The 14,120-nt window shown below is 39.5% G+C and carries 12 protein-coding genes; all 12 read left to right on the top strand.

Annotation, left to right across the window (positions count from 1 at the left end; genetic code table 11):
* Positions 1-125: 125 nt before the first annotated feature.
* Complete coding sequence (locus tag CRI88_RS02810) at positions 126-4,457, top strand: PolC-type DNA polymerase III (RefSeq protein WP_089932000.1); 4,332 nt, start codon at positions 126-128, stop codon at positions 4,455-4,457.
* Positions 4,458-4,791: 334 nt separating this feature from the next.
* Positions 4,792-5,268: a ribosome maturation factor RimP gene (rimP, locus tag CRI88_RS02805; RefSeq protein WP_036121405.1), complete on the top strand. Its 477-nt coding sequence runs from the start codon at positions 4,792-4,794 to the stop codon at positions 5,266-5,268.
* A gap of 24 nt (positions 5,269-5,292) precedes the next feature.
* Positions 5,293-6,432: a transcription termination factor NusA gene (nusA, locus tag CRI88_RS02800; RefSeq protein WP_058843511.1), complete on the top strand. Its 1,140-nt coding sequence runs from the start codon at positions 5,293-5,295 to the stop codon at positions 6,430-6,432.
* Between the two features lie 136 nt (positions 6,433-6,568).
* Entirely contained in the window at positions 6,569-6,847 is a 279-nt protein-coding gene (gene rnpM / locus CRI88_RS02795; RefSeq protein ID WP_036121399.1) for an RNase P modulator RnpM, read from the top strand.
* The gene (locus CRI88_RS02790; RefSeq protein WP_036121397.1) at positions 6,844-7,152 is read left to right on the top strand and encodes a YlxQ family RNA-binding protein; all 309 of its coding nucleotides are present in this window, start codon (positions 6,844-6,846) and stop codon (positions 7,150-7,152) included. The genes rnpM and CRI88_RS02790 overlap by 4 nt, the downstream gene beginning before the upstream one ends.
* Positions 7,153-7,166: 14 nt before the next feature.
* Entirely contained in the window at positions 7,167-9,458 is a 2,292-nt protein-coding gene (infB, locus tag CRI88_RS02785; protein ID WP_036121394.1) for a translation initiation factor IF-2, read from the top strand.
* Positions 9,458-9,736 carry a DUF503 domain-containing protein gene (locus CRI88_RS02780; protein ID WP_036121391.1) on the top strand — a complete coding sequence of 93 codons (279 nt, stop codon included), beginning with the start codon at positions 9,458-9,460 and terminating at the stop codon, positions 9,734-9,736. The genes infB and CRI88_RS02780 overlap by 1 nt, the downstream gene beginning before the upstream one ends.
* Before the next feature lie 78 nt (positions 9,737-9,814).
* On the top strand, positions 9,815-10,156 hold the full coding sequence (gene rbfA, locus CRI88_RS02775) for a 30S ribosome-binding factor RbfA (RefSeq protein ID WP_036121387.1): 342 nt from the start codon (positions 9,815-9,817) through the stop codon (positions 10,154-10,156).
* Between the two features lie 111 nt (positions 10,157-10,267).
* A complete protein-coding gene (gene truB / locus CRI88_RS02770; protein WP_036121383.1) occupies positions 10,268-11,179 on the top strand; it encodes a tRNA pseudouridine(55) synthase TruB in 912 nt (303 codons plus the stop codon).
* Positions 11,180-11,191: 12 nt separating this feature from the next.
* Positions 11,192-12,139, top strand: a complete 948-nt coding sequence (gene ribF, locus CRI88_RS02765; protein ID WP_036121380.1) for a riboflavin biosynthesis protein RibF — start codon at positions 11,192-11,194, stop codon at positions 12,137-12,139.
* A 173-nt stretch (positions 12,140-12,312) separates the two neighbouring features.
* Positions 12,313-12,582 carry a 30S ribosomal protein S15 gene (gene rpsO / locus CRI88_RS02760; RefSeq protein ID WP_036121378.1) on the top strand — a complete coding sequence of 90 codons (270 nt, stop codon included), beginning with the start codon at positions 12,313-12,315 and terminating at the stop codon, positions 12,580-12,582.
* A 458-nt stretch (positions 12,583-13,040) separates the two neighbouring features.
* Complete coding sequence (locus tag CRI88_RS02755) at positions 13,041-13,556, top strand: DoxX family protein (protein ID WP_036121376.1); 516 nt, start codon at positions 13,041-13,043, stop codon at positions 13,554-13,556.
* Positions 13,557-14,120 lie beyond the last annotated feature (564 nt).

The raw sequence follows: 14,120 nt of genomic DNA, 5'->3' as shown, positions 1-14,120 counted from the left end.
GTTAAGCTTGAAGAGCGCCCGCAGTGAGGGAGCGAATTTTTTTCTTGAATTCTCTCGTGTCTTTGAGACGAATTAGAAGAGGAGGCTTAACAACCTACCTCTTTCTGAAAGTAGGTGTCGTTAGATTGGAACAGCAACAAGAGGCAAGAATGAGACTTCGAATGCTCTTGCAACAATTAGAATTAACAGATGATGTGTACATGTCATTTTTTGAGGAAGGTGAATTATCACGCCTAACAGTCCATAAAAAGGTTAGACTTTGGCATTTCACCATTAAATTACAAGATATACTGCCGTTTCCGTTATATCAGCTTTTCCGTACACATTTAACGGAGAAATTTTCAGCAATTGCACAAATTAATACTACCTTTGAAACGGTAGAGAAAAATGTGACAGAGGAACTGGTGCAAGCTTACTGGTTAAGTGTTGTGGAACAAATTGATGAGATGGCACCGACGCTTAAAAGCTGTCTCATCTCTCAAGTGCCAATGTGGAATGGCCAAAAAATTACTTTGTCCTGCATGCAGGAAATGGAATTTATGATGCTGAAAACAAAGTATGCTGACAAGCTTTCCGAAAGCTATGGTCAATTCGGCTTCCCCCATATGGTAATCGACTTTGTACTACAAGAAGAGACGGAAGAAATGATCGCGGCACAAGAGGCGTTTATGGAGCAGAAACGTATGGAAGAAGTGGCCCTAGCGCAGCAAGCGATGCAAGATTTCCAAAAACGTGAGCAAGAGAAAAAGGATAACCCGGCATTGGCGAATCTTGGTGACCGTCCATTCCAGCTTGGAATGCATATTAAAGATGATGAAATAGTGGAAATTAAACGGATTGTCGAGGAAGAACGCCGTGTCATTATTGAAGGGTTTGTTTTTGATACGGAGATTAAAGAGCTAAAAAGTGGACGCTCCTTATTACAAATTAAAATTACCGACTATACAGATTCCATCATCGTTAAAATGTTCTCTCGTGATAATGATGATGCAGAATTAATGCAGCATCTGAAAAAGGGCATGTGGGTTAAAGTGCGAGGCTCTGTTCAAACGGATACATTCATCCGTGATTTAATTGTCATGGCGAATGATATTAATGAAATCAAAAAAGAAACACGACAAGATTTAGCACCAGAGGGCGAAAAACGTGTTGAGTTACATTTGCACACACCGATGAGCCAAATGGACGCAGTTACACCTGTTGACCGGCTTGTTGCACAGGCCGCAAAATGGGGGCATCCAGCAATAGCTATTACGGATCATGCTGTTGTGCAATCCTTCCCTGAAGCATATGCAGCAGGAAAAAAACATGGGATCAAGGTCATTTATGGTCTAGAAGCAAATTTAGTAGATGATGGTGTACCGATTGCCTATGCTCCTGAACATCGTTTATTAGCAGACACAACGTATGTTGTCTTTGACGTAGAAACAACAGGGCTATCTACGGCTTACGATACGATTATTGAATTGGCCGCAGTAAAAATTAAAGACGGGCATGTCATAGATAAATACGAAAGCTTTGCCAATCCACATCATCCACTTTCGGCTACTACCATTGAACTAACAGGAATTACAGATGATATGGTTCGAAATGCACCTGAAGTGGAGCAAGTGATTAAAGAATTTCATGCCTTTATTGGTGACGCAATAGTTGTTGCTCATAACGCATCATTTGATATAGGTTTCTTATATACAGGCTATAAGAAATTTGGCCTTGAAGGAACAACCCATCCGGTCATTGATACATTAGAGCTTGCAAGATTGCTTTATCCTACTATGAAAAATCATCGTTTAAACACACTGTGTAAAAAATTCAATATTGAATTAACACAACATCACCGAGCGATTTACGATACAGAGGCGACAGGCTATCTACTATTACATTTATTAAAAGATGCAGATGAGCTAGCGATTAATTACCATGACGACTTCAATAAGCATATTGGTGGTGGCGATGCCTATAAAAAAGGTCGACCAATGCATTGTACGATTTTAGCCGTTGATAATGTGGGCTTAAAAAACTTATTTAAAATCGTCTCACATTCTCATACGAAAACATTCTATCGTGTTCCTCGAGTGACACGGGCTGTACTCGAGCAGTATCGCGAAGGTTTATTAGTAGGTTCAGGCTGCAGTAATGGTGAACTCTTCGAAACGATGATGAATAAGTCACCTGAGGAAGCAGAGCAAGTTGCTCGATTCTATGATTATATCGAGGTACAACCGAAAGCTGTGTATGCGCCACTAATTGAACGCAATGTTGTACGTGATGAATGGACGTTAGAGGATATTATTCGTAAGCTTGTTAAGCTTGGGAAGAAGATAGATAAACCTGTTGTTGCCACTGGAAATGTCCACTATTTAGATCCAACAGATGCCATGTTTAGGCAAATACTTATTGGTTCACAGGGTGGAGCTAATATTTTAAATCGATCCAAGCTACCTGAGGTTCATTTTAGAACAACGGATGAAATGCTCAAGGAATTTGATTTTTTAGGACCAGATCTTGCAAAAGAAGTGGTTGTAACGAATGCGCAAAAAATTGCAGAGAGTATTGGTGATGTAAAACCGATTAAGGATGACCTCTATACGCCAAAAATTGAAGGCTCCGATGATGAGGTAACCAATTTAACGTACGAAATGGCCCATCGTATTTATGGTGAGGAGTTACCAGAAATCGTGAAAGCTCGAATTGAAAAAGAATTAAAATCGATTTTGGGACACGGCTTTGGTGTTATTTATTTAATTTCAGCCAAACTGGTGAAAAAGTCATTAGCTGATGGCTATTTAGTTGGTTCACGTGGTTCGGTTGGTTCTTCATTAGTCGCAACCTTCATGGAAATTACAGAGGTTAACCCATTACCTCCTCATTATATTTGTCCTAATTGTAAGCATTCTGAGTTTTTTGATGATGGTTCGGTCAGCTCAGGCTTTGACTTGCCAAATAAAGACTGTACGGAATGCGGCACACCTTATAAAAAAGATGGACAAGATATACCATTTGAAACCTTCCTTGGTTTTAAAGGTGACAAGGTACCCGATATCGATTTGAATTTTTCTGGTGAATACCAACCACAAGCTCATAACTATACGAAGGTGCTATTTGGAGAGGATTATGTTTATCGTGCTGGAACTATTGGTACAGTGGCAGAGAAAACAGCATATGGCTATGTAAAGGGCTATGCAAATGATCATAATTTACATTTCCGAGGTGCGGAAGTCGACCGTTTAGTGCAAGGCTGTACAGGAGTAAAACGTACATCTGGGCAACACCCTGGGGGAATTATCGTTGTACCTGATTACATGGATATTTATGACTTTTCTCCAGTGCAGTTCCCTGCAGATGCACAGGATGCAGAATGGCGGACAACCCATTTTGACTTCCACTCTATTCATGACAATATTTTAAAGCTTGATATACTTGGACACGATGATCCGACGGTTATCAGGATGTTGCAGGATTTATCTGGAATAGATCCAAAAACAATCCCAACCGATGATCCTGTCGTAATGAAAATTTTTAGTTCTCCAGAAACGTTAGGAGTCACAGAAAAGCAGATTGGCTGTAAGACAGGAACATTGGGTATCCCGGAATTTGGTACACGTTTCGTACGTCAAATGCTTGAAGATACAAAGCCTTCCACATTCTCAGAGCTTGTCCAAATTTCTGGACTTTCCCACGGAACCGACGTATGGCTAGGCAACGCACAGGAATTAATTCAAAACGGTACATGTGTGCTGAAAGAAGTAATTGGTTGTCGTGATGATATTATGGTGTATTTAATTTATCAAGGTCTAGAACCATCACTGGCCTTTAAAATCATGGAATCTGTACGTAAAGGGAAAGGCTTATCTGAGGAGTTTGAAGCTGAGATGCTCGCCAATAAAGTCCCAGGCTGGTATATCGAATCTTGTAAAAAGATAAAATATATGTTCCCGAAAGCCCATGCGGCAGCATATGTGCTAATGGCTGTACGTATTGCTTGGTTCAAGGTACATTTCCCAATCCTCTATTACGCAGCGTATTTCACAGTTCGTGCAGATGACTTTGATTTAATTGCGATGGTTCAAGGGTCGCAAATGATTCGAGCACGTATTGATGAAATCAATATGAAAGGTTTAGATGCATCCACTAAAGAGAAGAACTTATTAACGGTGATGGAGCTTGCATTGGAAATGTGTGAACGAGGCATGAGTTTCCAGAAAGTTGACTTATACCGTTCTCAAGCAAGTGAATTTGTCATTGATGGCAATTCATTAATTCCTCCGTTCGATGCGATTCCAGGACTTGGAACCAACGTTGCCAAAACGATTGTAGCCGCTCGGGAAGAGGGAGAGTTTTTATCCAAGGAAGATTTACAGCAACGTGGGCGTGTATCGAAAACACTTATCGAATACATGGACCAACTTGGTTGCTTAGAAGGCATGCCTGATGCCAATCAGTTATCACTTTTTTAGTAAGTGATTTGTGTCGTGGCGAAAGGTCACTGTAGAATTTCAAAATCCTGACACAATATGGTTAACTGTCATGAAGGAAATTTGCATTGTGCTGAGAACTGTGCTATCCTTATGGTAATAATTTGTTGATATTTTTCCAGCAAAAGAGTGGGGCATACCCGCTCTTTTCTGTTGTTATACCGTAGCAAAACAAATTTTGACTAACAGCAGGTAAGACCGTAAAATTTCACCAAAGCAACTGGTGGAATTTCTGTTTTATTATGATTCATTACTGCATTAACTTACAGTGATGAACAATTCATACGCTAGAATTTGATAAATACAGGAGGCAACAATGAGCAAAGTACCATCTTTAATTGAAGAGCTCGCTAAACCAATTGTGGATGAGTTAAATCTTGAGCTAGTGGATATTGAGTACGTCAAAGAAGGACGTAACTGGTTTTTACGTGTTTATGTCGATACGCCTGAGGGTGACATTGACATTGACCAATGTGCTCAAGTTAGTGAACGACTAAGCCTGTTATTGGATGAAAAAGATCCAATTACACAAAACTATTATTTAGAAGTTTCTTCACCTGGAGCAGAGCGCCCCTTAAAAAAAGATACGGATTTTGAAAAAGCAATTGGCAAATTTATTTATGTAAAAACCTATGAACCCATTAAGGACATGAAGGAATTCCAAGGCTACTTAACGTCATACGATGAACATACATTAGTGGTGGAAGTACGTATTAAAACACGTAAAATGACAGTAACAATTGAACAAGAAAAAATCGCATTGGCACGACTTGCCATTGATTTTTCAGCATAATGCATATTTAGGAGTGAAAACAAAATGAGTAGTGATTTGTTAGATGCGTTGAATGCGCTAGAAGAACAAAAAGGAATTTCAAGAGATGTGTTAATTGAAGCCATTGAAGCGGCATTAGTTACAGCTTACAAACGCAACTTTAATCAAGCACAAAATGTTCGAGTGGACTTAAATTTAGATAAGGGCTCTATTCGTGTATTTTCACGTAAAGATGTTGTGGAAGAGGTAGAAGATGATCGTTTGCAAATTTCTTTAGAAGATGCAAAAGTCATTAATCCAGCTTATCAGCTAGAAGATATCGTGGAACAGGAAGTAACACCACGCAACTTCGGACGTATTGCCGCACAAACAGCAAAACAAGTTGTCACACAACGTGTACGTGAAGCGGAGCGAGGATTAATCTATGAGCAATATGTAGACCGTGAAGATGATATCGTAACAGGTGTCGTGGAACGTTTGGATGCTCGAAATATCTATGTAGGTTTAGGGAAAGTAGAAGCTGCATTGCCAATTAATGAACAAATTCAAGGCGAATCTTATCATCCACATGATCGTATCAAAGTATATATTACAAAGGTTGAGCGTACGACACGTGGACCACAAGTGATTGTGTCTCGTACACATCCTGGTTTATTACGTCGATTATTTGAGATGGAAGTACCTGAAATTTATGAAGGTATTGTAGAAATTAAATCGATTGCTCGTGAAGCTGGAGATCGCTCTAAAATTTCTGTCCATGCACATAATGAAGAAGTAGATCCAGTAGGTTCATGTGTTGGAGCTAAAGGTGCTCGTGTACAAACGATTGTCAATGAACTAAATGGTGAAAAAATTGATATTGTAGAATGGTCTGAAGATCCAATTGTATTCGTAGCCAATGCATTAAGCCCATCGAAAGTATTAGATGTTCAAGTGAACGAGGAAGAAAAATCAACTACGGTTGTCGTACCAGACTATCAATTATCATTAGCAATTGGTAAACGTGGGCAAAATGCACGTCTAGCTGCAAAGCTTACTGGTTGGAAAATTGATATTAAGAGTGAAACAGATGCTCGTGAATTAGGTATTTATCCTTCTGCTACAAGCACTTTCATCCCTGCTGAAGATGAAGAAAGTGATTTTGATGACGTGGCAGTTGACTTATATCAAGACGACGAAGAATAAGTAAGAAAGCCCGTGTGACGAGTTAGCTGACAGTATTCAGTGGGCCCCCTACGCCGACTGAATACTGTCAGAGCGTCAAGTAGAGCATGACTTGTCCACCTCTTACGACAAGCTTCAGAGAGGAATGGTGATTCTTATGGCTGTAAACAAAAAGGTACCTCTTCGTAAATGTGTAGCAACTGGAGAAATGCTACCAAAGAAAGAGATGGTACGTGTTGTTCGTTCAAAAGAGGGCGAAGTAAGTGTAGATATCTCCGGAAAAAAGCCTGGGCGTGGTGCATATGTATCTAAATCAGAGAATGCAATCGACATCGCGCGCAAAAAAAATGTATTAGGGCACCAGCTTGATGTTAAAATTCCTGAAGAAATTTATGAGGAACTTATTTTGCTGATTCGTAGGGAGTCAATTTTATGATAAATCAAGCAATATTTAATTTGCTTGGGATCGCAGCAAGAGCACGTAAAGTGATTTCAGGAGAAGAGTTAGTAGTAAAGGAAGTTCGGAATGGCAATGCTAAGCTAGTATTGCTTGCAAACGATGCCTCTAAAAACTCTAGTAAGAAAATTCAAGATAAGTGCACGTACTACAACGTTGAGTATCATGTAATTGGAGATCGCTATGATCTAGGACATGCTACAGGTAAGGAGGCCCGAGTGGCTTTAGCTATTACCGATAAAGGTTTTGCACGTAAATTGTCTAGTCTACTCAACGAAAACTAATCGGGGGTGAGCAGATGACCAAAATCAGAGTTCATGAATATGCGAAGCAAGTGAATAAAACGAGTAAAGAGGTTATTGAAGCACTAAGTAAATTAAATGTGAGTGTAACAAACCATATGTCGATGTTGGAAAAAGATATTGTGGCAAAGTTAAACCAATCATTTAAAGCAACACCTGAGAAAAATGTAGCAGCAAAAAAAACCATTCAAAATATGGGGCAAAGACCTCAATCGAATGGACAGCAAAAACCACAGCATTCGGTGAAAATGCAAGAAGGACAAAGGCAGCAATCTGCTACTTCTAAGCCTAAAGCAAACAATCAGCAACACACACAGCAAAACTCAAATTCGTCTAACGAAAAATCTAAGAATACAAAAGGTAATCAAAATAGAAATATGACACAAAATAATAATAATAACAATAATAATAATAATCGTAGAGGTGGCGGTGGTTACAACCAACGTCCAAAACCAGGCATTCATGGAGGCAAACGTCGCCATCCAAAAACGCATCAACCGTCTATACCAGTAAAACAAAAGGAACTGCCAGAAAAAATTACTTTTGTTGAATCATTATCAGTAGCGGAATTAGCAAAAAAATTACACCGTGAGCCATCTGAAATCATTAAGAAATTATTTATGCTTGGTGTAATGGCAACAATTAACCAAGAATTAGATAAGGATGCAATTGAATTAATCTGCGCAGACTACGGTGTAGAAGTGGAAGAAGAAATTCGTGTAGATATTACGGATTTAGAAACACACTTCGAGCAAACAGAAGAAGTGAACGAAGCAGTATTATCAGAACGTCCACCAGTTGTAACAATCATGGGTCACGTTGACCACGGTAAAACAACATTATTGGATTCTATTCGTAATACGAAAGTGACAGCAGGAGAAGCCGGTGGTATCACACAACATATTGGGGCATACCAAGTAACGGAAGGCGACAAGAAAATTACTTTCCTTGATACACCAGGACACGCTGCTTTCACAACAATGCGAGCACGTGGAGCAAAAGTAACTGACTTAACCATTTTAGTAGTTGCTGCTGACGATGGTGTCATGCCGCAAACAGTAGAAGCGATTAATCACGCTAAAGCAGCCGAAGTACCAATTATTGTAGCTGTGAATAAAATGGATAAACCATCAGCAAATCCTGATCGTGTCATGCAAGAATTAACAGAGCATGGCTTAGTTCCTGAAGCATGGGGCGGCGAAACAATTTTCGTACCGATTTCTGCATTAAAAGGTGAAGGCATTGATACATTGTTAGAAATGATTTTACTTGTAGCCGAGGTTGGTGAGCTTAAAGCGAACCCAGATCGTTTAGCGCTTGGTACAGTTATTGAAGCACAGCTTGATAAAGGACGTGGCTCTGTTGCTACGCTATTAGTACAAGATGGAACATTAAAAGTAGGAGATCCAATTGTTGTAGGTCATACGTATGGTCGTGTACGTGCGATGGTGAATGACAAAGGTCGTCGTGTAAAAGAAGCTGGCCCATCGACACCAGTAGAAATTACAGGTTTAAACGATGTACCTCAAGCTGGTGACCGCTTCGTAGTCTTTGAAGACGAGAAAACAGCACGCCAAGTTGGTGAAACTCGTGCCATGTCAGCAATTCAAGCACAGCGTTCAGAAAAACAACGTGTTACGTTGGATAACTTATTTGAACAAATGAGCCAAGGCGAAATGAAAGAGCTTAACTTAATTGTGAAAGCTGACGTTCAAGGTACTGTTGAAGCAATGGCTGCCTCATTAATGAAAATTGATGTAGAAGGCGTAAATGTGAAAATTATTCACACAGGTGCGGGTGCTATTACAGAATCTGATATTTCTCTTGCAGCAGCTTCCAATGCGATTGTTATTGGATTTAACGTACGTCCAGATGTTAACGCAAAACGTGCTGCAGAAGAAGAGGGTGTAGATATTCGCTTACACCGCATCATCTATAAAGTAATTGAAGAGATTGAACAAGCGATGAAAGGTATGCTTGATCCTGAGTTTGAAGAAAAAATTATTGGTCAAGCAGAAGTTCGTCAAACAATTAAAGTATCAAAAGTTGGTACAATTGCTGGTTCATATATAACAGAAGGAAAAGTAACGCGTGATTCAGGTGTACGTGTAATCCGCGATAATGTGGTTATATTTGAAGGTGAGCTAGATACGCTTAAACGCTTCAAAGATGAAGTGAAAGAAGTAGCAAGAGGATACGAATGTGGTATTACGATTACAAACTTCAACGATATTAGAGAAGGCGATATTATTGAAGCCTATATTATGGAAGAAGTTAAACGCGTCTAATGATCGTTTATGCAGAGGTTGAATTCATCATTCAAACTGCCCATTCGTTAAAGGAAAAACGCGCTGTCTTACAGCGTATGATTACCCGCACAAAGCAGAAATTTAATGTTTCTATTGCGGAAATTGACCATCAAAATGTATGGCAGCGTACGAAATTAGGACTTGTTGCTGTTTCTTCATCAAAAGATGCAGCTGAACGGGAAATAAATCATGCGCTCCATTATTTGCAGTCAAATCCATCATGGGAACAGCTTGATGTGTGGCGAGATTATTTATAAGCAATAGTAGATAGCTGTAAGCTTGATACAGCAATGAAATGCACAGCTATCTGTACATCGAAATAGAGGTGACAAATTATGTCTCTACGTTCAAACCGTGTTGCTGAGCAAATGAAAAAAGAGCTTGGCGATATTATTGGCCGTAAAATAAAAGATCCGCGTGTTGGTTTTGTGACTGTTACAGGTGTTGATGTAACGGGTGATTTACAGCAAGCGACAATTTATATTACATCTTTAGGCAATGAGCGTGAACGTGAAGAAACGCTTAAAGCTTTAGTAAAAGCTTCTGGCTTCATTCGATCAGAAATCGGATCACGCATTCGTTTACGACGTACACCAGAACTACTCTTTGAATTTGATTCATCGATTGAATATGGTAACCGTATTGATTCATTGTTAAGAGGTTTACACAAAGAATAAGCTAAAAAAGTCTGCCACATGCATGTTAATGCAGGCAGACTTTTATCTTTATGGAAAAAGATTATGTCAATACGTAGTCGATGATAGAGAAGGTAACTGGGAGGCACTAATATGAACGGTATTTTACCACTTTGGAAAGAAAGAGGCATGACGAGCCATGATTGTGTCTTTAAATTACGGAAAATTTTGCGCACAAAAAAAGTTGGGCATACAGGGACACTAGACCCGGGAGTAGAGGGTGTGCTACCTATTTGTATTGGCCAAGCAACGCGTATTGCTGAATATTTAACCGATGCAGGAAAGGTCTATGAAGCTATCATTTCAATCGGCCGTACTACAACAACAGAGGATGCAGAAGGCGAAACGGTTGCGCAAGATCAGACCACAAAAAGCTTTTCTCGTGAGCAGCTGTTAGAGGTGTTAGCTACATTAACAGGTGTTATTGAACAAACGCCACCAATGTTTTCAGCGGTAAAAGTAAATGGAAAACGTCTCTATGAGTATGCCAGAAAAGGCGAAACGGTTGAAAGACCAACACGTCAAGTAACGATTTATGCTTTAGAGCTGCTTGATGAGATTGAACAATATGAGGGGCAAGAGATTACATTTCCGGTTCGTATTGCTTGCAGTAAAGGGACCTATATTCGTACACTAGCTGTGCAAATTGGTGAAGCTCTTGGCTATCCTGCACATATGAAGGAGCTCGTACGCACAGCCTCAGGCACCTTTACTCGTGATAACTGCTTTACATTAGCGCAGGTTGCTGAGCTAATGGATGCAGAGCAAGCAGCTACCTGTATTTTACCTGTCGAGTATGCATTAGCAGACTATCCATATATTGAGATTACTGCCGCCAATGAAAAAGAAATTTTCAATGGACAAGTGCTTCCAGCAGATGCATTATTAAAGAGTCATGATAAAATTGTGTTTGGAATCAATGGAAAGGCAGTGGCGGTTTATCAGGCTCACCCTACGAAGGATGGTTTGATGAAGCCACACAAGATGTTTCCGACGATAGAGTAGGAGGATTTTTCAATGGAGGTCATTCATTTAAAATACCCACATCAATTACAGCAACGAGAAAGCATGCAGCCATATTCGCTTGCTCTTGGCTTTTTCGATGGTGTACATAGAGGGCATCAGGCAGTTATCAAGACAGCGAAGGAAGAGGGAAATAAGCGGCAAATTCCGACTGCAGTGATGACATTTGATCCACATCCTTCATTAGTTCTTGGTGGACGTAATGAAAAAGTTTTTTATATTACACTCTTACAACAGAAATTACAGCTCTTTGAAGAACAGGGTGTGGATACGGTGTTTGTTGTCCATTTCACCTCTGATTTTGCTAAGCTTTCACCAGCAGCATTTATTGATACTTTTATTCGTGGATTAAATATTCAACATGTTACAGCTGGCTTTGATTATTCGTTTGGGGCATTCGGAAAAGGAACTATGGACGATATGCGTGCATTAAGTAATGGTGAGTATGGTGTAACCATTGTGGAGAAGAAAACAGACGATGTTGAGAAAATCAGCTCTACCCGTATCCGGAAGCTACTACAAGAGGGCGATATGGAAGAAGCTACAACACTATTAGGCAGACCATTTGAAATCAATGGGATTGTTGTACACGGTGATAAACGCGGACGTACTATTGGCTTCCCTACAGCAAATGTCCAAGCTTTAGAAGGCACTTTCATTCCAGCAAGTGGTGTTTATGCTGTTCGTTTACTCGTGCAAAATAACTGGTATGATGGTGTTTGTAATGTGGGCTACAAACCAACTTTCAAAGATCCAAATGATAAGCAATTATCGATTGAGGTCCATATTTTAAACTTTGATAAAAATATTTATGGTGAAGAAGTACATGTAGCTTGGTACAAACGGATTCGAAGCGAACGAAAATTCGATGGGATTGAGGCGTTGAAAGCGCAAATCGAAAAGGATAAACAAGAAGCTATCCGATACTTTAACGATTTGTAAGCGTCACAGCATGATGAGATGACAACATTCAAGCCGACGTTTTACTTGCTTGATCAAATGATTTATGGTAACATTCATAAGTGCATAAATGCTTAACCTTAGCTCGGTATATCGATGACTCCAACGTTTACTGTGCTAATGGGGATTCATTATATTTTAGGAGGTCCATTCAAATGGCTATTACAAAAGAACGTAAAAACGAAATTATCGCTGAGTACCGTACTCACGAAAGTGACACTGGTTCACCAGAAGTACAAGTTGCAGTATTAACAGAGGAAATCAACGCTCTAAATGCTCACTTACGTACACACAAAAAAGATTTCCACTCTGAGCGTGGTCTTCTTAAAATGGTAGGTCGTCGTCGTCACTTATTAAAATATCTTCGTGAAACAGACGTACAACGTTACCGTGAACTAATCAACCGTTTAGGCTTACGTCGCTAATTCAAAGCGCAAGTATAGCTGTATTAGACTGTAGACAAATTTTAGTTTGTCTACAGTCTTTTTTTATGGTTGAAACTTGCGACATATATGCAGCGTATTGTTCATAATGCAGGTTTATTCTCGTCTATTATTTTATGTTGTTCAACAATAAGCCATAACTTTATTACACAACGATGAACGAATCATCAAAACAATTTAGTATGGTTGAAAAGGATGGTATATTCTAATCACATTTCGCAACCAAATTCAAAAACTATGCGATAGTCTATCTTTGTTGCTGCTCAATGCATTGAACGAATTGAATAGTGGTTGTTTTTTCGTTTACGAATGAATAGTCATTTATAAAATGTTCACAATCTACGAAGGACAACAGGGTGCAAGTGTGGAGAATAGCTGATCTCTATAGATTTATTGAAGACCGTTGTGAAAAGTAAAAAATAGAGAGTAGGGATTGGTTAATGTTTAATACATTTTTAAGAGAGAATAACATTGTTGCTGCTATTCTAACAGCCGTGCGTATTTACTTGGGCTGGCATTGGCTGACAGCAGGTTGGAGTAAATTGACGAATGGATTTGATGCCTCAGGGTTTTTAACATTTGCATCAGAGAATCCTGTCATGAGTGGAGAAAAAGTGGTATATCCTACATATGTAAAATTTATAGAGTCATTTGCCTTGCCAAATGCTGAAATATTTAATGTGGTCATTCCTTGGGGAGAATTCCTTGTCGGTCTTGGCTTAATACTAGGGTGCTTAACTACATATGCAGCATTTTTTGGAATGGTTATGAATTTTGCCTTCTTGCTAGCTGGTACGATTTCTAGTAATCCATTTGATATTCTACTGGCGATCTTTATCGTTGTGGCAGGCTATAATGCTGGAAAATTTGGGCTTGATCGCTTCGTAATGCCTATCATAAGCAAAAAAATGAAGCTAGAAAAAAATACAATGCACTCCATGACGAAAACTACATAACTTACGATTTCATAAAATCAAATACCCTGTAGCAAATCGTTACAGAGTATTTGATTATGTTGTTGAAAAAAGGTGATAGCAATAGCAGAAAAAGAACCTTTCGCAAGGCGAGGGGTTGATTTCCGTTCCGCCAGTGTCCTTTCCAGGGGGCGTCCGATGAGCCGCTTCACTCACTGCGTTCGCTCCGGGTCTCAGCTATGACGCTAAATCCCCTAGGAGTGACGCTGGCTCCACTCAATCAACCATTCTACAAAAGTGTCTTTTCCTGAACAAAATTGCCCTTCATTTATATTATTAGAGAGAATAGGCTCTTATTTCAATGTAGAGAAGTGATGAGTGACAACACCTCTCTGTAAAATGAGTAGTGAACATCTTCACTCGAACCTTCGCTAAAAAGTGAACATTTTTATGGATTGGAGTGGAGGAAGCGGCTTGGCGCTCGCCTACAGGAAAGCAAGTAGCCTGCAACGGAAATCTACTTTCATCTTTCACAAAAATGCTCTAGATGGTTTTGTTTTTCAACACTAAGATCAAATACCCTGTAGCAAATCGTTACAGGGTATG

It is taken from the genome of Lysinibacillus fusiformis (assembly GCF_002845985.1).
Taxonomy (GTDB): Bacteria; Bacillota; Bacilli; order Bacillales_A; family Planococcaceae; genus Lysinibacillus; species Lysinibacillus fusiformis_D.
The sequence above is the reverse complement of the archived record's forward strand: the minus strand, read 5'-3'. Positions and strand labels throughout refer to the sequence as shown.